The sequence below is a fragment of the Streptacidiphilus anmyonensis genome, assembly GCF_000787855.1.
Classification (GTDB): domain Bacteria; phylum Actinomycetota; class Actinomycetes; order Streptomycetales; family Streptomycetaceae; genus Streptacidiphilus; species Streptacidiphilus anmyonensis.
This window is the reverse complement of record NZ_BBPQ01000006.1, coordinates 23,332-40,604: the sequence shown is the minus strand read 5'-3', so window position 1 is coordinate 40,604 and position 17,273 is coordinate 23,332. Positions and strand designations below refer to the sequence as shown.

19 protein-coding genes and 2 pseudogenes are annotated in these 17,273 nt (G+C 72.6%); 10 read left to right on the top strand and 11 right to left on the bottom strand.

Going from position 1 to position 17,273, the window contains the following annotated elements; all coding sequences use genetic code 11:
* The first annotated feature begins 29 nt into the window (after positions 1-29).
* On the top strand, positions 30-842 hold the full coding sequence (locus TR50_RS08875; RefSeq protein WP_042417241.1) for an SGNH/GDSL hydrolase family protein: 813 nt from the start codon (positions 30-32) through the stop codon (positions 840-842).
* Between the two features lie 25 nt (positions 843-867).
* On the opposite strand, the gene TR50_RS08870 is transcribed toward TR50_RS08875, so the two are convergent.
* Entirely contained in the window at positions 868-1,449 is a 582-nt protein-coding gene (locus tag TR50_RS08870) for a hypothetical protein (protein ID WP_042417238.1), read from the bottom strand.
* Positions 1,450-1,737: 288 nt separating this feature from the next.
* Between TR50_RS08870 and TR50_RS45380 the strand changes: the two genes are divergently transcribed.
* Positions 1,738-1,926, top strand: coding sequence for a hypothetical protein (locus TR50_RS45380; RefSeq protein WP_152648317.1), 189 nt, complete (start codon positions 1,738-1,740; stop codon positions 1,924-1,926).
* A gap of 10 nt (positions 1,927-1,936) precedes the next feature.
* On the opposite strand, the gene TR50_RS08865 is transcribed toward TR50_RS45380, so the two are convergent.
* Together TR50_RS08865 and TR50_RS08860 are read right to left on the bottom strand one after the other, a co-directional pair.
* Positions 1,937-2,671, bottom strand: a complete 735-nt coding sequence (locus TR50_RS08865; protein ID WP_084699968.1) for a GNAT family N-acetyltransferase — start codon at positions 2,669-2,671, stop codon at positions 1,937-1,939.
* A 59-nt stretch (positions 2,672-2,730) separates the two neighbouring features.
* The gene (locus tag TR50_RS08860; protein WP_042417235.1) at positions 2,731-3,057 is read right to left on the bottom strand and encodes a putative quinol monooxygenase; all 327 of its coding nucleotides are present in this window, start codon (positions 3,055-3,057) and stop codon (positions 2,731-2,733) included.
* 136 nt (positions 3,058-3,193) lie between these two features.
* Between TR50_RS08860 and TR50_RS48570 the strand changes: the two are divergent.
* The 3 genes and pseudogenes from TR50_RS48570 to TR50_RS08850 all read left to right on the top strand — a co-directional run.
* Positions 3,194-3,559, top strand: a pseudogene (locus TR50_RS48570) (AraC family transcriptional regulator); the annotation flags it as partial.
* A gap of 127 nt (positions 3,560-3,686) precedes the next feature.
* The gene (locus TR50_RS48565; RefSeq protein WP_236654343.1) at positions 3,687-4,214 is read left to right on the top strand and encodes a helix-turn-helix domain-containing protein; all 528 of its coding nucleotides are present in this window, start codon (positions 3,687-3,689) and stop codon (positions 4,212-4,214) included.
* Positions 4,215-4,256: 42 nt separating this feature from the next.
* Positions 4,257-5,645 carry a GNAT family N-acetyltransferase gene (locus tag TR50_RS08850; RefSeq protein WP_042417233.1) on the top strand — a complete coding sequence of 463 codons (1,389 nt, stop codon included), beginning with the start codon at positions 4,257-4,259 and terminating at the stop codon, positions 5,643-5,645.
* A gap of 99 nt (positions 5,646-5,744) precedes the next feature.
* On the opposite strand, the gene glmS is transcribed toward TR50_RS08850, so the two are convergent.
* From glmS to lnt, 3 genes are all read right to left on the bottom strand, one after another.
* Positions 5,745-7,571 carry a glutamine--fructose-6-phosphate transaminase (isomerizing) gene (gene glmS, locus TR50_RS08845; RefSeq protein ID WP_042417231.1) on the bottom strand — a complete coding sequence of 609 codons (1,827 nt, stop codon included), beginning with the start codon at positions 7,569-7,571 and terminating at the stop codon, positions 5,745-5,747.
* A gap of 28 nt (positions 7,572-7,599) precedes the next feature.
* Complete coding sequence (locus TR50_RS08840) at positions 7,600-7,875, bottom strand: hypothetical protein (protein WP_042417229.1); 276 nt, start codon at positions 7,873-7,875, stop codon at positions 7,600-7,602.
* 70 nt (positions 7,876-7,945) lie between these two features.
* A complete protein-coding gene (gene lnt, locus TR50_RS08835) occupies positions 7,946-9,562 on the bottom strand; it encodes an apolipoprotein N-acyltransferase (protein ID WP_042417228.1) in 1,617 nt (538 codons plus the stop codon).
* 149 nt (positions 9,563-9,711) lie between these two features.
* Between lnt and TR50_RS45375 the strand changes: the two genes are divergently transcribed.
* The gene (locus tag TR50_RS45375) at positions 9,712-10,170 is read left to right on the top strand and encodes a hypothetical protein (RefSeq protein ID WP_152648316.1); all 459 of its coding nucleotides are present in this window, start codon (positions 9,712-9,714) and stop codon (positions 10,168-10,170) included.
* A 5-nt stretch (positions 10,171-10,175) separates the two neighbouring features.
* Here TR50_RS45375 and TR50_RS08825 read toward each other — a convergent pair whose 3' ends face one another.
* A complete protein-coding gene (locus tag TR50_RS08825; RefSeq protein ID WP_236654352.1) occupies positions 10,176-11,021 on the bottom strand; it encodes an SDR family NAD(P)-dependent oxidoreductase in 846 nt (281 codons plus the stop codon).
* Between TR50_RS08825 and TR50_RS46610 the strand changes: the two genes are divergently transcribed.
* Entirely contained in the window at positions 10,950-11,114 is a 165-nt protein-coding gene (locus TR50_RS46610) for a hypothetical protein (protein WP_160311094.1), read from the top strand. The genes TR50_RS08825 and TR50_RS46610 overlap by 72 nt on opposite strands.
* Complete coding sequence (locus TR50_RS08820; RefSeq protein ID WP_042417224.1) at positions 11,111-12,547, top strand: pyridoxal phosphate-dependent decarboxylase family protein; 1,437 nt, start codon at positions 11,111-11,113, stop codon at positions 12,545-12,547. The genes TR50_RS46610 and TR50_RS08820 overlap by 4 nt, the downstream gene beginning before the upstream one ends.
* A gap of 44 nt (positions 12,548-12,591) precedes the next feature.
* On the opposite strand, the pseudogene TR50_RS44020 reads toward TR50_RS08820, so the two are convergent.
* Positions 12,592-12,675, bottom strand: a pseudogene (locus TR50_RS44020) (multicopper oxidase domain-containing protein); the annotation flags it as partial.
* A gap of 17 nt (positions 12,676-12,692) precedes the next feature.
* Here TR50_RS44020 and TR50_RS08815 point away from each other — a divergent pair.
* Positions 12,693-12,965 carry a MarR family winged helix-turn-helix transcriptional regulator gene (locus tag TR50_RS08815; protein WP_052440859.1) on the top strand — a complete coding sequence of 91 codons (273 nt, stop codon included), beginning with the start codon at positions 12,693-12,695 and terminating at the stop codon, positions 12,963-12,965.
* A 39-nt stretch (positions 12,966-13,004) separates the two neighbouring features.
* On the opposite strand, the gene TR50_RS08810 is transcribed toward TR50_RS08815, so the two are convergent.
* The 3 genes from TR50_RS08810 to TR50_RS08800 form a co-directional block, all read right to left on the bottom strand.
* Complete coding sequence (locus TR50_RS08810) at positions 13,005-13,901, bottom strand: SDR family oxidoreductase (protein ID WP_042417221.1); 897 nt, start codon at positions 13,899-13,901, stop codon at positions 13,005-13,007.
* A 15-nt stretch (positions 13,902-13,916) separates the two neighbouring features.
* Entirely contained in the window at positions 13,917-15,416 is a 1,500-nt protein-coding gene (locus TR50_RS08805) for a flavin-containing monooxygenase (RefSeq protein WP_042417217.1), read from the bottom strand.
* Positions 15,417-15,513: 97 nt separating this feature from the next.
* Positions 15,514-16,152 (bottom strand): TetR/AcrR family transcriptional regulator, encoded by a 639-nt coding sequence (locus TR50_RS08800; RefSeq protein ID WP_042417214.1) that lies wholly within the window; start codon positions 16,150-16,152, stop codon positions 15,514-15,516.
* Positions 16,153-16,231: 79 nt separating this feature from the next.
* Between TR50_RS08800 and hpnH the strand changes: the two genes are divergently transcribed.
* Positions 16,232-17,236, top strand: coding sequence for an adenosyl-hopene transferase HpnH (hpnH, locus tag TR50_RS08795; protein WP_042417211.1), 1,005 nt, complete (start codon positions 16,232-16,234; stop codon positions 17,234-17,236).
* Positions 17,237-17,273: the final 37 nt, after the last annotated feature.

The following is a 17,273-nucleotide window of genomic DNA, read 5'->3' as shown; positions in this document are numbered from 1 at the left end:
GGAATCCGCGGCCCTAGAATCGTTGCACTATGAACCGACCGCCTCGCTTCCGCAGCATGGTCGCCCTCGGCGACTCCTTCACCGAGGGCATGTGCGACGACGTCCTCCCGGACGGCCACTACCGTGGCTGGGCCGACCGCGTGGCCGAGCGGCTGTCCGCCGACGCGGAGGGCGGCTTCCGGTACGCCAACCTCGCGGTGCGGGGCAAGCTCATCGGACAGATCGCCGACGAGCAGGGCGACGCGGCGGTCGCCCTCGGCGGCGAGCTGGTGACCCTGGCGGGGGGCCTCAACGACGTGATGCGCCCCGGATGCGACATCGACCACGTCGAGCGCACGCTCGCCGCGCTCGCCCAGCGGGTCGCCGCGGAGGCCCGGCAGGTCGTGATGTTCTTCAGCGTCGACCCGAGCCGCCGGATGCGGGGCAGCGCCCGGATCATGCCGCAGATCCTGCGGTTGCAGGGCTTCGTCCGCGACTTCGCGGCCCGGCACGACAACATCGTCGTGGTGGACCTCTTCCACGTCCCCGCCTTCGACGACCCGCGCATGTGGGCCGAGGACCGGCTGCACTTCTCCGCCGAGGGCCACCGCCGCGTCGCCGAGGGCGTGTTGCAGGCGCTCGGCTACCCGCCCTCCTTCGACTGGCGCGAGCCCCTCCCGCCGGCCGCGCCGGTCCCCCGCCTCGCCAAGCTGAGCGCGGACCTGCGCTGGATCCGCGTCCACGTCCTGCCCTGGATCGGCCGCCGCCTCACCGGCCGCTCCAGCGGCGACAACCGCCCGGCCAAGCGCCCGAGCCTCACCCCCTACCCGGGCGAGACCCAGGACCTCGTCCCCGCGCCCTGATCCCTGCGAGCCGACGGCACTCCTGTCACTGCCGCACAGGTACAGCGCGGCTCCACAGCTCCTCCGCATGCTCAGTGAAGCGGTCGAACATCCCGCCGCTGCTCTGGCGACGCAGATGGAGCAGCGGGGAGTCATGGCCGACGAAACGCGCCAGATGCGGCGTGACAAGAGCCTCGCCGTCGAAGCGGAAGACGGACAGGCTCACGTGGTTGACGGCGTCCAGCGGCGCGGAGAAACGTGCCTCCACACCTTCCAGCGGGCCCAAGCGGTCAAGGTTCTCCAGCGTGATCCGGATGCGTGTGGAGACCGACAGAGCCACGTCCTCGATCTGCTCACGCTGGCGGGTGATCTCGCCGTCCGGATCGCCGAGCAGGAAGCGCACCCGGCACCCCGACCCCGCCTTGCGCCGGATCGTGTCGGCGAAGTGCGGCACCTGCGTCCAGAAGAAGTAGTTCGTGTAGCCGGCGAGGAACAGGTCCTCACTCGCCTTCTCGGTCAGATCCGCCCAGACCGTGGACGGGCAGGCGGACCGGTAGGGGTAGCTGTGCAGCAACTCCCGGTCGCTGCCGGTCTTGACCCTCTCCTGTACTGCCTTCGGCCACAACATCTCTTCATCGACTCCAAGTGCGGCGCAGGCGTCCGCCCTGTTCCTCGCGTGGGGCATGAGATCCGCGTTGCTCAACCATCGTTCCACCTGCTTGGGCGATACCCCTACCCGGTACGCGAGTTGGCGGGTGGTCACCCCAGCGTCATCCATCGCTGAACGAAGCGCACCGTTCAACGTCAGTCCCCTCGCACTGGACTTCTGGGCCGTCTCCGACACTAGACCCGAGACAGCCCGACCGTCTCTCACCGGTGGGGAGAAAGGTCCCGGCGCACGGGCCACGATCCAGGCATGAATGAGCTGCAGGAGACATGCGCCGAATGTGCCAGGCTGGACGAACAGGAGCGTGCCGCCTACCTCTCGGGCGATGGTTCGCGTCAGAGCGATGTGCGGGTGCTGAGGACGCGTCACCGGCGTGACGCGCACGGGGTGCCGCTTCCGGACTTCGCATCCTCGCTGTTGGCCGGTCCGTTCACCTAGGCATGCCTGGTCACGCGTCGGCGGTGGTCCGGTAGATGCTGGCGAAGCCAGTGACCGTGCGCCAGCCCAGGGACTCGTACAGCGCGCGGCCGGCCGGGGAGGCGCCGAGGACGGCGCGCGTGGCGCCGGCGGTTCGCGCCTCCCGCTGGAGGGCGCGCATGACCACGGAGCCGAGGCCGCGGCGCTGGTGGGCCGGGAAGGTGCGGATCTGGTCGGGGACCGCGACGTCGCCCGCCAGGCCGGCCTGGCCGCGCGCGGCGAGCGAGCCGTCCGGCGCGGCGACCAGGGCCCGCACGACGCCGCCGCGGATCCAGGTGCGCAGCTCGTAGCCGTGCGGCAACGCCCGGGCCGCAGTCGTCTGGGCCGGTTCCAGGTCGACGGTCATCAGGAACGCCGCCGCGTCGAAGGCCCAGCCCGGACCGAGCCACGAGCCGACCTGCGCCTCCGGCTCCTCGCACGGCTCGGGCAGGAACACCTTGAGCCACCAGCCCTCCGCCCGCGCCTGGTCGGCCGCCTGCCGCACGCGCCGCTCGTCGGCGTCGACGACGACGTGCCGGGCCACCTGGTCCACCTGTCCGACGTCGATCGTCCAGCCCCATGACCGCGCCACCGGTTCGGACGCCTGGCGTGAGACGACCCACCCCGAGACCCAGTCCGTGACGACGGAGGCGAGGGGACGGCCGAGCGCGGCGTCGATGTCGGCGGCGCCCGCATTGAGCGTTGCTGTAAGAGATGAACTAGCCATGTGCCTATTACAGCAGGCGGCACCGACAACCGCCAGACGGGAGCCCGGTCGACCGCCGGTCAGGGCAGCTTCGCTGCCAGGACGTCCACGGGCTGGACGTCCACCCGCGACGCGAGCAGCCTCGGGCCCTCCTCGCGCAGGAGGTCCGCGATACGGCCGTGCAGGTGGACCTGCCGGGCGGCCTCGTCGGGGAAGGCGTCGAAGACGGCGAAGCTGGTGGGCCCGAGCCGGAGCGGGAACCAGACCGTGGTGCCCTCCTCCTCCCGGGCGAGTTCGAGCGCGGCGCCGCGCAGCAGTTCGCCGAACTCCTCGGCGCACTCGGGCTTCGCCTCGAAGCGCACCAGGTAGCCGAGGCGGGTGCCGGCGGGATCGGTGAAAGCGGGCACGACGGACTCCTCACAGAAGCACAGGACGGACGGTAGGGACGGACGGGACGGGTGGTCCGCGCCCGCCGCCCACGCTACGGCCGCGCACCCGCCCCATCGCAGTGGCGGATCCGGCGTGTCCGTTACCGTTTCCGACATGAGGGTCTCCGTCCTGGTGGTCGACCAGGTCTTCGACTCGGGGCTGGCCGCCGTGCTCGACGTGCTGCGCACCGCCGACGCCCTGCGCGGCGAGCTCGCCGCCCCGCCGCCCGCATGGCGGGTGCGGTGCATGCGACCCGACGGAAGCACGGCCGTCCGCACGGCCGCCGGCCACACCGTGGACGCGGTGCCCGCCGCCGAGGCCGGGACGCCGGATCTGCTGGTGGTGCCGGGCCTCTGGCAGCCGCGCGCCGAACGGCTGACCGAATGGATCGCCTCACCCGCCGCCGAGCCGGCCCTGGAGGCGGTGCGCGCGGCCAGCGCGCAGGGCGCGAGGCTGGCGGCGGCGTGCGCGGGCACGTTCGTCCTGGCCGAGGCCGGCGCCCTGGACGGCCTTCCGGCGACGACGAGTTGGTGGCTCGCGCCGGCCTTCCGCAAGCGCTATCCGCGCGTCGAGCTGGACGAGAGTCGGATGGTCGTCCCCCCCCGAGGTGACCACCGCCGGGGCGGCGCTCGCGCACCTCGACCTCGCCCTGGCGCTGGTCCGCGCCACCAGCCCGGCGCTGGCCGAGTTGACGTCCCGCTACCTCGTCCTGGACTCCCGCCCCAGCCAGGCCGGTTACGCCCTGCCTGGCCATCTCGCCCGGACCGACCCGCTGGTGGACGCCTTCGAACGCCGTCTGCGCGGCCGCCTGGACGAGCCGCTCCGGCTCGCCGACGTCGCCCGTGAACTCGGCGTCAGCGAGCGCACGTTGCAGCGCGCCGTACGCGCCGCGCTCGGGGTGACGCCGATCCGCTTCGCCCAGCAGATCCGCCTGGAACAGGCGGTCCACCTGCTGCGGACCACGGATCTCCCGCTGGACGCGGTCGCCCGCAAGGTCGGCTACGAGAACGGCACCACGCTCGCCACGCTGCTCCGGCGCCGCCTGGGCACCAGCGCTACGGCACAGCGCTCGAGAAGCGCTCGCATAGAAATGGGACATTCCGTTTCAAATCCAAGCTTTACTTCGCGGTCATGATCGGTTCGTGATCACGAAACACTGGTTCGGCAACATGACGGCATGAAGCGCTCTCATTCCCAGCAGCCCCTCTCGTCCGTCCGCGCCCGCTGGCGCAGGGACACCGTCGAGCTCTCCGCCGTCTTCGCCGCCGTCGCGGTCGCCGACCTGGTCGCGAACATCGTGGTGCACGGCCACGACGGACCCGTGCTGCTGCTCGCCTCCGCGCTCGCACTCGGCGCCACGGCGGTGTGGCACAGCTGGTGGACACACCGTCACACACACGCCCCGCCAGGCACGATCACATCGACGTCCAGCCGTTCCGCCGCAGCGGCGGCGACCGCCGACCACGCGGAGACGATCACCGCGCCGACAGCCGCGACCCCGCCGGAGGAGGTCGCCCTGTGGCGGATCCGGGTGACCGTCGCCGACTCACCGGGCAGCCTCGCCTCGCTGTGCCGGGCGCTGGCCGACATCCCGGTCAACATCGTCTCGATGCAGGCCCACCCGCTCGCCGAGGAGACGGTCGACGAGTTCGTCGTCCGCGCCTCGCCGCTGCTCGCGCCCCAGGAGCTGAGCCGCACGCTGGTCGCGGCCGGCGGCTCGGAGGTCTGGGTGGAGCGGGCCGACGCGCACGACCTGGTGGACATCCCGACCCGGGTGCTCACCATGGCCACCCGCACCGCCCACGACGCGGCGGAACTCCCGCTCGCACTGCGGCAGTTGTTCGGCCGCTGCCGGATCCGCTCGCTTCCCGGCGAGCAGCTCGACGAGGACGAGCTGGACGGAGCGGTCATGCGCCTGCGTGACCCGGCCGGCGGCGTGGTCGAACTGACGCGTCTTCAGCCGCCGTTCACCCCGACCGAGTTCGCCCGCGCCCGCGCCCTGGTGGAGCTGGACGCGCAGCTCGGCCCGCGCGTCCCGGAGGACCGCGCCACGCTGCGCGTCAGCGGGGAGCGCGCCCCGCACGCGATGGGCGAGATCGCCGTCCGCCGCGCCGAGCCCGGTGACCGCGCGGCCGCCACCGCGATGCACGACCGCTGCAGCGCGCGCACGCTGCGCCAGCGCTACCACGGCCCCGTCGGCGACGTCGACCGCTACCTCGCCCACCTGCTCGACCCCCGCCACGGGCAGACCCTCGCGGTCGAGTCGGAGGACGGCGCCATCGTCGCCCTCGCCCACCTGCTGTGGGACGACGACGCCGCCGAGATCGCCGTCCTCGTCGAGGACGCCTGGCAGCGCCACGGCATCGGCGGCGCGCTGGTCCAGCGCCTCACCGAACTCGCCCGCACGGCGGGCGTCGACACGGTCTACGCCGTCACCACGGCGGCCAACAGCGGCATGATCGCGACCCTGCGCCGCCTCGAAGTCCCCCTGGACTACCAGGTCGAGGACGGCACCCTGGTCGTCACGGCCCACCTGTCCGCGACCCCCGCGCTGGCCGCACGCTGAGGCTGCGCTGACCCGGGGCGCGGGCAACAGCGCGACGGTCCCCCGGCCGCAGGCCGGGGGACCGTCACATGCCGGGTGGCTGCGCGCGCCGGCTGAGGGCTACTCGACCGTGACCGACTTCGCCAGGTTGCGGGGCTTGTCCACGTCCCGCTCCAGGGCGACGGCCGCGTGGTAGGCGAGCAGTTGGAGCGGGATGCCCAGCAGGATCGGGTCCAGCTCGGGCTCGTTCTTGGGAATGAGGATGCAGTCCTCCGCGTACTTGGGGTCGGGCGCGGAGTGGCCGACCATCAGCACGCGGCCGTGGCGGGCGCGGATCTCGCCCATGGTGGTGAGGTTCTTCTCCCGCAGCTCGTCGTCCGGGACGACGGCGACCGTCGGGAGCTCGGGGCCGATCAGGGCCAGCGGCCCGTGCTTCAGCTCGCTCGCGGGGTAGGCCTCGGCGTGGACGTAGGAGACCTCCTTCAGCTTCTGCGCGCCCTCGCGCGCCACCGGCCAGCCGCGCACGCGGCCGACGAACATCATCCCGGCGTTCTGCGCGTACTGCCCCGCCAGCTTCGCGATCGACTCCTCCTGCGCCAGGATCTCCCGGATCTGGTCCGGCAGGGCCTTCAGGCCGGCGCAGATGCGCTGGCCGTCCGCGGGTGAGAGGTCGTGGACGCGGCCGAAGTGCAGCGCGATCAGCGCGAACGCGACCGCCGTGGAGGTGAAGGCCTTGGTCGAGGCGACAGAGATCTCCGGGCCCGCGTGCAGGTAGACGCCGCCGTCGCACTCGCGCGCGATCGCGCTGCCGACGGTGTTGACGACGCCCAGCACACGGCCGCCCTTGCGCTTGATCTCCTGCACCGCCGCGAGCGTGTCGTAGGTCTCGCCCGACTGGCTGACCGCGATGTAGAGCGTGTCCGCCTCGATGACGGGGTTGCGGTAGCGGAACTCCGAGGCCGGCTCGGCGTGGGCGGGGATCCGGGCCAGCTCCTCGATCAGCTGGGCGCCGAGCTCGCCGCTGTAGTACGCGGACCCGCAGCCGAGGATCTTGACGCGCTGGAAGGCGCGGGCCTCGCGCGCGTCGAGGTTCAGGCCGCCCAGGTGGGCGGTGGCGAAGCGCTCGTCGACGCGGCCGGAGAGGGTGCGCTCGACGGCGGCCGGCTGCTCGGAGATCTCCTTGATCAGGAAGTGGGCGTGGCCTGCGGTGTCGTAGGAGGCCTCCTCCCAGTCCACGGTCGACGGCTGCTTGGCCGTCATCCGCGCGTCCTGGGTGAAGGTGCTGAAGCCGTCCGCACGGACCGTCGCCAGCTCGCCGTCGTCCAGGTGGACGACCTGGCGGGTGTAGCGGACCAGCGCGGCGACGTCGGAGGCGGCGAACATCTCCTTCTCGCCGATGCCGAGCACGATGGGGCTGCCGTTGCGGGCGACGACGATCCGGTCCGGGCGCTCGGCGTCCAGCACCGCGATGCCGTACGTGCCGACGACGCGGGCGAGCGCGCCGCGGACGGCGTCCTCGAGCTCGTCGGTCTCCTTGGCGTGGGCGGCGATCAGGTGGGCGAGCACCTCGGTGTCGGTCTCGGAGGCGAAGACGACGCCCTCGCTCTCCAGCTTGGCGCGCAGCTCCTCGGCGTTCTCGATGATGCCGTTGTGCACGACGGCGAAGCGCTCCGCGCCGTCCAGGTGCGGGTGGGAGTTGGCGTCGCTGGGCTCGCCGTGGGTGGCCCAGCGGGTGTGGCCGATGCCGACCGTCCCCTTGAAGCGGGCCGGGACGGCGGCCGCCAGGTCGGCGACGCGGCCCTTCTTCTTGACCAGCTTCAGGCCGCCGGTCTTGCCGGTGACGGCCACGCCTGCGGAGTCGTAGCCCCGGTACTCCAGTCGGGCCAGACCCTCCAGCAGGATGGGGGCCGCGTCCTTGCCGCCGATGTAGGCCACGATTCCGCACATACGTACCGACTCCCGTTCGTCGAAATGGTCACCCGTAGACCAGTCGGCGCAGCTGGCGGGCGGACAGCTCGGGTGCTGCCACGCGGCGCTGCCGCAGTTCCTGACCGATGCGGGTGAAGATCTGGTCGTTGGTCAGCCCGCGCGCCTGGAGCTCGCCGTGGCGGCGGCGCACGTACTCCTCGGTGCTCTCGCCGAAGTAGGCGAGCACGTCCGCGATCACCCGGGCGGCTTCGCCGGGACGGAGCGCGGTCGTGCGGAGCAGGTGCTGCAACAGGTCGTCGTGGGGGTGGCTGGCCTGGGACACGACGCATGACCTTACGCAGGGCGAAGACGCTTCTCCAAGAATCCTGCCCGATATCGGGCAGGATCTCGCGCTAACGGCCGCCGGACGGGTGGTCCGCGTCGTTCTCCGGGGTGCTGTCGGGCGAGACCCGGGCCCGGTTGCGCTGCGCGGACACCAGCCACGCGCCGCCGCTCAGCAGCAGGACCAGCGCGCAGCCGGTGGGCACCCAGTTGCCCCAGCGGTCGTAGAGCGTGCTGCCCGTCGTCAGCGGCACGGTGTAGACGGTCGCGGCCGAGGAGTCCTTGCCGAGCCGCTCACCCACCTGCCGGCCGGAGGCGTCGTAGGCGACGCTCACGCCGGTCAGCGTGGCCTGCACGACCGGACGGCCGGTCTCCGCGGCGCGCAGCGCGGCCAGCGAGGCGTGCTGCTCGGGCGCCCAGGTGTCCTGGAAGGTGGGCGTGGCGGACTGCACCAGGATCACCTGCGCGCCGCGCTGCACCAGCGCCCGGCTCATGTCGGGGAAGGCCGACTCGAAGCAGATCAGCGGGCCGACCTTGAGCGTGCCGCCGTCGCGCGTCGGCACGGTCATCACCACGGGCTCGCTGCCGCGCCGCCGGTCGACCGCGGCCGCCTTGGAGAAGTCCTTGATCCACCCCAGCACCGGACGCAAGGGGATGTACTCGCCGAACGGGACGAGGCGGATCTTGTCGTACCGCTGTCCGGTCAGTCCCTGCGGGCCGACCAGCACCGAGCTCTTGTAGATGCCGCCCTTGCCCGGCCGCATCGCGTCGACGTTCACCAGCAGGTCCGCTCCGGTCGAGGCGGACAGGCTGCTGAGCCGCGCGACCAGGTCGGGACGGGTGCCCAGGTCGAAGGAGACGCTGCTCTCGCCCCAGAGCACCAGGTCAGGACGGTCGGCGGTGAGCGTCGCGGTGAGCTGCTCGCCGCGGATGGTCCGGTCGCCGACGGCGTCGTTGGCGACAGCCATGCCGGGCTGGACCACCCCGATGGCGGCCGTCCGGCCGGTCGTGCGCGGGGCGGGCGCCCAGGCGGTCAGGGCGACGGTGGCGGCGGCGAGCGAGAGCAGCGTCAGCCAGGCCACCGCCGACCGCCCCCAGGCGGCCAGCAGGACGACGACCGCGGTGTTGACCGCGACGATCAGCAGGCTGTCGAGCCAGACCCCGCCGACGGAGGCCAGTCGCAGCGCGAAGTGCTGCTGGTACTGGCTGGCCCCCAGCAGCCCCCAGGGCCCGCCGAGGTACTGCCAGGACCGGACCGTCTCGGTCAGCAGCCAGCCCGTCGGCAGCAGCACGAGGGCGGCGAGCGCGCGCCCCGCGTCCGGCGTGCCGTGCAGCAGGCGCCGCACCAGCCAGCCCCACGGCGCCCACAGCACGCCCAGGAAGGCCGCCAGCACGACGATGGCGGGGCCGACCGAGGGAATGAGCCAGCTCATCACGCCGATCAGGAAGCCGATCCCGCCCCACCAGCCGAGCCAGGCGGCCCGCCGCGGCGTCGGCGCGGCCCGCAGCACGAGCAGCAGCGGCACCAGGCACACGTACGCGAACCACCACCAGCCGGGCGTGGGGAAGACCAGCACCGGCAGCGCGCCCGTGGCCGCGGCGAGCAGCGGCATCCTGGCACGCCGCCAGAGGCGGGCGAGCCGTCCGCCCTCGGTGCGCGGCGCGGGTGCGTCGCCCTGCTCGCCCATCGCCTTCCTCCCAGCGACGACGCTCACGGTGCCCCTCTTCCACGCCGGACGGGTCGGACCCCTCCAGTCTCCCTTGCGATCACCGGATGGGCACCTTGTTTGCACACGCCGGGGGGCGCGGGGCACCCTGGAACGGAGGGGAGGCTGACATGGCATCAGACAATGCGCAACCCCGGGGGAGCCGTTCGGGTTCCGGCCGCCGCGAGCTGCACATCCGCGGGGGGATCCAAGGCGGCGGCCGCCGCGACTTCGGCCGCGGACGCGGGCGGGGCCGCGGGCAAGGGCGCGGGCCGGGCCGTGGGCGCAGGATCGTGATCGGCGCGGGCCTCGTCGCCGCGGCGCCGCTGTGGCTGCTGATCGGCTATCCGCTGGAACGCACGTGGGGCCGGCCGACCAGCCGGAGCCGCCTCGGCTTCGACGTCACCCGCCACCCGGTGGCCATCGCGCTGACCGCGCCGATGCGCTTCGTCTCCGACCGGGTGCGCGGCGGCCGGGCCCGCCGTCCGGGACTCGACTCCGGTCCCGACCTCTCCGGCGACCGCTTCCCGCGCCGGCCGAAGCCGGCTCCCCCGGGCGATTCGATCGCGCTCGGCGAGCCGCGCGGCTGACACGGCTACCAGCTCTGGTCGGAGGCCCGGACCAGCATCTCGTTGACGGCCACCCGCCGGTCCCTGGTGACCATGTAGGCGACCGCGTCGGCGATGTCCTGCGGACGGAGCAGCTCCAGCCCCTCGACCTGACGCTCGATCGCCTCCCTGACGCCGTCACGCAGATGCGTGCTGAGCTCGGTGTCCACGGTGCCGGGCTCGACGACGCCGACCCGCACGCCCTGCTCCCGGACCTCCTGGCGCAGCGCCTCGGTGAAGCCGTTGACGCCGAACTTCGTCAGGTTGTAGACGGCTGTCGCGGGCCGGGCCACGCGGCCCGCGGTCGAGCTGATGTTGACCAGGTCGGCGATCCGCCGCGGCGAGTCGGCCGCGGCGCTGATCAGGTGCGGCAGCGCCGCACGGGTGATGTGGAGCAGGCCGTGGACGTTGATCTGCACCATGGCGTCCCAGTCGTCCGGTGACGCCTCGGCGGCGGGGCCGACGTGCATGAGGCCCGCGTTGTTGACCACCGTGTCGAGCCGCCCGAGTTCGTTCACCGTCCGTGCCACCGCGTCGACGGCCGACTGCCGGTCGGCGATGTCGGCGGCGACGACGAGCGCCGTGCCCCCGTCGGCCCGGATGCCGGCGGCCAGCTCCTCCAAACGCTCCCGCCGTCGCGCGAGGAGGGCGACCGCCGCGCCCTCCTCGGCGAGGCCGCGCGCCGTCGCCGCGCCGTCGCCGCGCCGATGCCGCTGCTGGCGCCGGTCACCAGCGCCACTGTTCCGTGCAGTCGAGCACCCATGTCGTCCTCCTCCGGCTCGTACGTCCTGACGGCCCTGGGCGGCATCAGCCTGATCGCCGGGACCGACCAGGATCCGGAGCCGGGGGCACGGCTGATCGGCCTGCCGCGGACCGGGGTCCTGCGCTCGGCCCGGCTTTCGGCCCTGCCTAGAGTGTGCGCATGACCAGCGACTTCCGCTCCGCCGCGCACGACACCGTCGACCTGCTCGCCGACTACCTCGACGGGCTGCCCCAGCGGGAGGTCTGGACGCCCATGCCCGCCGCGGCGCGGAGCGCCCTGCTGGAGCGACCGCTGCCCGAGGACGGGACGGAGCTGGCGGCGCTGGTCCAGGCCATCGAGCGCGACGTGCTGCCCTACCCCATGGGCAACGGGCACCCCCGGTTCTTCGGGTGGGTGAACGCCGCGCCCGCGCCCGCGGGCATCCTCGGCGCGTTCGCCGCGGCCGCGATGAACCCCAGCTCCGCCGGGGGCGACCACGCCGACGTGCACCTGGAGCGCAGCGTCGTGCGGTGGCTCGCGGAGCTGGTCGGGTTCCCGCACCCGGACGGGGGCGGGCTGCTGACGTCCGGCGCGTCCATGGCGACGATCGTCGCCCTCGCGGCCGCCCGGAACCGCGCCGCCGCGAACCTCGGGGTGAACGTGCGGGAGGAGGGCGTCGGCGCGCTGCCACCGCTGGTCGGCTACGTCAGCGCCGAGACGCACTCGTGCGTGCGCAAGGCCGCCGAGCTGCTGGGGCTCGGCAGCAGGCACCTGGTCACCGTCGCGACGGACGCCGCCGGCCACCTGATCCCCGAGGCGCTGCGCGAGCGCGTCCGCGCGGACCGGGACGCCGGGCTGACGCCCTTCCTGGTGGTCGGCTCCGCCGGGACGGTGAACGCCGGCGTGGTGGACGACCTCGGCGCGCTCGCCGACGTCTGCGCCGAGGAGAAGCTCTGGCTGCACGTCGACGGCGCCTACGGCGCGTTCGGGCGGCTGGACCCGCTGGCCGCGCCGCGCTACGCGGGGCTGGAGCGCGCGGACTCCTTCGCGCTCGACCCGCACAAGTGGCTCGGCGTGCCCGTGGACTGCGGCTGCCTGCTGGTGCGCGACGCCGAGCAACTGCGCGGCACGTTCAGCCTGGTGCCCGCCTACCTGCGCGACGACGCCGCGGGCGGGCTCGGCTGGTTCTCCGAGTACGGGATCGAGCAGACCCGCCCGTTCCGCTCGCTGAAGGTCTGGGCGACGCTGGCCGCCGCGGGCCGCTCCGGCGTGGCCCGCGACGTCACCCGCTGCTGCGAACTCGCCCGCGAGCTCGGGCGGATGGTCGACGAGGCCCCGGACCTGGAGCTGCTGACGCCCGTCGAGACCTCGATCGTGGCCTTCCGCTACGCACCCGCCGACGCCGACGAGGAGACCCTGCACCGCGTCAACGCGGCACTCGGCGTCGCCGTCCAGGAACGCGGGCGGGCGTTCGTCACGGGCACCGTCCTGGGCGGCCACGAGGCCGTCCGCGCCTGCCTGTTGAACGCCCGCACGACCCCGGACGACCTGCGCGTCCTGCTGGACGAGTGCCGCGCGGCGGGCGAGGCCCTGCGGCGGGAGCACCCGGCGGCCTAAGCCCCGCGCGTCCCCGTCGACCTGACGCTGCGTCACCATCGCTGTCACTGGTTGGTGGTGAACTCGGCCATCATCGCCATGTCCTCGTGCTCCAGGTTGTGGCAGTGCAGCAGGAAGCGTCCGGCGTAGTCACGCCGGCATCCTGATGCACGCCGGCCTGTTCGACATGCCGACGCAACGCCAACTCGTGGACAGCATGGACGCGGACAAGTCCGCGGTGGTTCGCGCCCTCGACGCGCTCGAAGCGCGCGGCCTGGTGCGTCGCGAGCCGCACCCGACCGACCGCCGCGCGCACGCCATCGTGATCACGGAAGCCGGGCAGACGCTGCTCGGGCGCGTCGCCGAGGCGGTCAGGCGCACCGAGGAACAGCTGACCACGGGCTCACGCCCGAGGAACTGGAGCTGCTGCACTCGATGATCGTGCGCCTCGCCTACCCGCCGAGCGGCGACGGGCCGACTACCTGATGTGCGCCTGACGGTCCGCCTGGTCCGCCGCTCCGCCGCGGCCGACCAGGCCGCGGGGGTTCTCGGCGAACTCCGCGAGCCGCGTCCCCATCGCGCGCAGCCGCATCGGGCCGACCGCACCCATGATCATCGGGACGAGGTGGCGCTGCGGCTGCATGCCCCGCAGCCACGCCTGGGCGTAGACGTGGGCCGACCGCCGCGCGATGCCGTCGGCGAGGCGGTCGACGGCCGGGCCCAGCGGGTAGGTGCGGTTCAGCGGCCAGGGCAGCGCCGCGCGCATGTCGCGCATCACCGGGTCCTCGTCCGCACCGCGCACCATGTCGGTGTCGGTCCAACTCAGGTAGCCGACACCGACCTTGACGCCCTTCAGGGCCAGCTCCGGCCGGATCGAATGGGCGAACGCCTCCACCCCGCTCTTGCTCGCGCAGTAGGCGCTCATCAGCGGAGCGGGGGTGATCGCCGCCAGCGAGGCGATCTGGAGGAGGTACCCGCGGGAGTCGGCCAGCGCGGGCAGGAACGCCCAGGCGGTGTTCGCGCTGCCGACGAGGTTGACCTCGATGACGCGGGTCCAGACGTCCGGATCGGAGTCGGCGAAGGGCGCACCCGTCGCGATGCCGGCGTTGGCGACCACGACGTCGACGCGGCCGTAGCGCTCGACGATCTCCGCGGCGACGGCGCTCAGCGCCTCGCGGTCGGTGACGTTGGCCTCCCACCAGCCCGCCTCCGGGCCGCACTCCTCGGCGACCTCCTTGAGCCGGTCCCGCTCCAGCCCGACCAGGGCGACCCGCGCGCCGCGCGCGGTCAGCACGCGCGCCAGCTGCGCGCCGACGCCGCGCGCGGCTCCGGTGATGACGGCGACCTGACCGGCCATGCTCTGCTTGCTCGACATGTCGATCTATCTCCCTCAGGCGTTCACGGGCTGGGCGACGGGCGCGTGGATCAGGTCGTACTCGTGCAGGTCCACCGTGCGCGTCTCACGGCGGAAGTGCGCGGTGGTGCCGGGCCACAGGGTGGTGTTGTTGCCCATGGCGTCCAGGTACCAGCTGCGGCAGCCGCCGGTGTTCCAGACGGTCCGCGCCATCCGGCGCTGGAGCTCGTCGTTCCAGCGGAGCTGGGCGGAGGCCGTCACGTCCAGCGCGGCGGCGCCGCTGGAGTCGAGCTTGCGCAGGTAGTCCGCGAGGTAGTTGAGCTGCGACTCGATCATCAGCACCATCGAGCTGTTGCCCAGCCCCGTGTTGGGGCCGATGACCAGCAGCAGGTTGGGGAAGCCGCGCACGGTGGTGCCGCGCAGCGCGGCCATGCCCTGCTCCCACTCCTGCGCCAGGGTCCGTCCGCCCACGCCGGTGATGTGGTCGGCGACCGGCAGGTCGGTCACGTGGAAGCCGGTGGAGAAGACGATCGCGTCGGCCTCGTGCTCGGTGCCGTCGGAGGCGACCAGCGTGCTGCCCCTGACCTCCTTCAGGCCGGCCGCGACCACGTCCACGTTCGGCTGGGCGAGCGCCGGATAGTAGGTGTTCGACAGCAGCACCCGCTTGCAGCCGAAGCGGTAGTCGGGCGTCAGCTTGGCCCGCAGGGCCGGGTCCTTGACGGCCCGCCGCAGGTTGGCGAGCGCCAGCGCCTCGGGGGCGCGCAGCAGGCCGGGACGCTTCACGAACGCGCCGACCTGGTATTCGCGCACCAGCCACAGCGCGCCGCGCAGCGCCTTCTGGGCGGCGGGGACGTGGCGGTAGACGAAGCGCTCGACGGCGGTGATGTCGCGGTCCATCCGGTTCATCACCCACGGCGGGGTGCGCTGGAACAGGACCAGCCTGCCGACCTCTCGCTGGATGGAGGGCACGATCTGGATCGCGGAGGCGCCGGTGCCGACGACGGCCACGCGCTTGCCGGCCAGGTCGTAGTCGTGGTTCCACTGCGCGGAGTGGAAGACCTCGCCGGGGAAGTCGCCGAGGCCGGGGATGTCCGGGACCGACGGGTCCGAGAGCGGGCCGGTGGCGGCGACCAGCACCTGGGCGCTGTAGCGGCCCTGGTCGGTCTCGACCTCCCAGCGTCCGGTGCCCTCGTCCCAGCGCGCGCCGGTCACCATGTGACGGAACCGCAGGTGGCCGCGGAGGCCGAAGCGCTCGACGACGCGCTCGAGATACCCGCGGATCTCCGGCTGCCCGGAGAAGGTGCGCGGCCAGTCCGGGTTGGGCGCGAAGGAGAAGGAGTACAGGTGGGACGGGACGTCGCAGGCGCAGCCCGGGTAGCTGTTGTCACGCCAGGTGCCGCCGACGCTCGCGCCGCGCTCGAGGACGACGAAGTCGTCCTCGCCCTCCTGGCGCAGCCGCACGGCGGCGCCGAGCCCGCCGAATCCCGAGCCGATGATGGCGACCTTGACCCGTTGGACCGCCGCGCTGCTCCCCATGCCCTCACCTTCCACCCTTAACTGTGCCAGTAATCAGTGGCGCAATCGAGAGGGTAGGGGACGCACCCCGGCTCGGGAAGGCTTCGGACCGTGGAAGTTACGCGTCAGTACGCGAAAGTCCGGTCAGCAGGCGCTCCAGCACCTCGCCCGCCTCCTTGCGCGCCGTCTCGTGGTCCACGGCGCGGGCGATGTAGAGGCTCGCCTCGGAGATCAGGGCCGCCAGCATCCGGGTGAGCGGGCCGATCGGCATCGGCGAGATGCTGCCCTCGTCCATCGCCCGGGTCAACTCCTCCGCCAGCAGCACGTAGCCGTGCTGCTCGACCAGCGCGTCCCAGGCGCTGTGGCCCAGCACGGCCGGGCCCTCCACCAGCACGATCCGCTGGAAGTCCGGGTCGTTGCAGGCGTCCAGGAACGACTGGAAACCGTGCCGCAGCAGCGTCCAGGCGTCACCGGTCTCACTCTCGGCGCGCGCCGTCTCCTGCTCCACGAGCCGCTCGGCCATCTCCTGGGCGCACTCGCCCATCACGGCCCGGAACAGGTCGGCCTTGTCCTTGAAGTGGTGGTACAGCGCCCCTCGAGTGACCTGCGCCGCCGCCACGATGTCCTCGGTCCCCGTCGCGGTGTATCCGCGCTCGGCGAAGAGGGTGCGCGCGGCGCGCACGAGCGCGCGCCGGGTGTCGGCGGTGTGCTCCGCGCGCCGACTTCCGGGCGAACGCCTCGATCGGGGTGCTGTCATACCTGCATCCTGTTCCATACAGACTGTATGTTAGAAGAGGGCCACGGACCCGTCGCCCGGGGGAACGGAGAGAGAGATCATGGGACTCCCACTCAATCTGACCGTCAAGATGGGCAGCTACCTCCTCAAGCAGAAGCTTCTCCGCCGCGAGAAGTTCCCACTCATCGTGGAGGTCGAACCCCTCTTCGCCTGCAACCTCGCCTGCGCGGGCTGCGGCAAGATCCAGCACCCGGCGAGCGTGCTCAAGCAGCGCATGCCGGTGGAGCAGGCCGTCGCCGCCGTCGAGGAGTCGGGCGCGCCGATGGTCTCCCTGGCCGGCGGTGAGCCGCTGATGCACCCGCAGATCGACGAGATCACCCGCCAGCTGCTGAAGCGCGGCAAGTTCGTCGTGCTGTGCACCAACGCGGTGCTGCTGCCCAAGCACATCCACAAGTTCAAGCCGCACCGGAACTTCGCGTGGATGGTCCACATCGACGGGCTGCAGGAGCGGCACGACGAGTCGGTGAGCAAGGACGGCGTCTTCGACCAGGCCGTCGCCGCGATCAAGCAGGCCAAGGCGGCGGGCTTCCAGGTCTACACGAACTCGACGTTCTTCAACAACGACAGCCCTCAGGACATCATCGAGGTGCTGGACTACCTGAACGACGAGCTCAAGGTCGACCGGATGCAGATCTCGCCCGGCTACGCCTACGAGAAGGCGCCGGACCAGGACCGCTTCCTCGGCGTCGAGCAGACCCGCCAGCTGTTCAAGAAGGCCTTCGGCGACGGCCACCGCAAGAAGTGGCGGCTCAACCACTCGGCCCTCTACCTGGACTTCCTGGAGGGCAAGCGGGACTTCGAGTGCACCCCGTGGGCGATCCCGTCCTACTCGCTCAAGGGCTGGCAGAAGCCGTGCTACCTGATGGCCGACGGCTACACCCAGACCTACCAGGAGCTGCTGGACACCACGGAGTGGGACAAGTTCGGCCGCGGCAAGGACCCCCGCTGCGACAACTGCATGGCGCACTGCGGCTACGAGCCGACGGCCGTGCTCGCGACCATGTCCTCGCTGCGCGAGAGCATCCGCGCGGTGACGGCCGGCTGAGCCGGCGTCGACGCGTCGCCGTCGGGCCGCCGTGACC

What these genes read in the sequence shown, in the direction of transcription:
- TR50_RS08875 (WP_042417241.1), top strand. Translation starts at nt 30, where the DNA reads ATGAACCGACCGCCTCGCTTCCGCAGCATGGTCGCCCTCGGCGACTCC.
- TR50_RS08870 (WP_042417238.1), bottom strand. Translation starts at nt 1,449, where the DNA reads ATGTTGTGGCCGAAGGCAGTACAGGAGAGGGTCAAGACCGGCAGCGAC.
- TR50_RS45380 (WP_152648317.1), top strand. Translation starts at nt 1,738, where the DNA reads ATGAATGAGCTGCAGGAGACATGCGCCGAATGTGCCAGGCTGGACGAA.
- TR50_RS08865 (WP_084699968.1), bottom strand. Translation starts at nt 2,671, where the DNA reads ATGGCTAGTTCATCTCTTACAGCAACGCTCAATGCGGGCGCCGCCGAC.
- TR50_RS08850 (WP_042417233.1), top strand. Translation starts at nt 4,257, where the DNA reads ATGAAGCGCTCTCATTCCCAGCAGCCCCTCTCGTCCGTCCGCGCCCGC.
- glmS (WP_042417231.1), bottom strand. Translation starts at nt 7,571, where the DNA reads ATGTGCGGAATCGTGGCCTACATCGGCGGCAAGGACGCGGCCCCCATC.
- lnt (WP_042417228.1), bottom strand. Translation starts at nt 9,562, where the DNA reads ATGGGCGAGCAGGGCGACGCACCCGCGCCGCGCACCGAGGGCGGACGG.
- TR50_RS45375 (WP_152648316.1), top strand. Translation starts at nt 9,712, where the DNA reads ATGGCATCAGACAATGCGCAACCCCGGGGGAGCCGTTCGGGTTCCGGC.
- TR50_RS46610 (WP_160311094.1), top strand. Translation starts at nt 10,950, where the DNA reads ATGTCGTCCTCCTCCGGCTCGTACGTCCTGACGGCCCTGGGCGGCATC.
- TR50_RS08820 (WP_042417224.1), top strand. Translation starts at nt 11,111, where the DNA reads ATGACCAGCGACTTCCGCTCCGCCGCGCACGACACCGTCGACCTGCTC.
- TR50_RS08815 (WP_052440859.1), top strand. Translation starts at nt 12,693, where the DNA reads ATGCACGCCGGCCTGTTCGACATGCCGACGCAACGCCAACTCGTGGAC.
- TR50_RS08810 (WP_042417221.1), bottom strand. Translation starts at nt 13,901, where the DNA reads ATGTCGAGCAAGCAGAGCATGGCCGGTCAGGTCGCCGTCATCACCGGA.
- TR50_RS08805 (WP_042417217.1), bottom strand. Translation starts at nt 15,416, where the DNA reads ATGGGGAGCAGCGCGGCGGTCCAACGGGTCAAGGTCGCCATCATCGGC.
- TR50_RS08800 (WP_042417214.1), bottom strand. Translation starts at nt 16,152, where the DNA reads ATGACAGCACCCCGATCGAGGCGTTCGCCCGGAAGTCGGCGCGCGGAG.
- hpnH (WP_042417211.1), top strand. Translation starts at nt 16,232, where the DNA reads ATGGGACTCCCACTCAATCTGACCGTCAAGATGGGCAGCTACCTCCTC.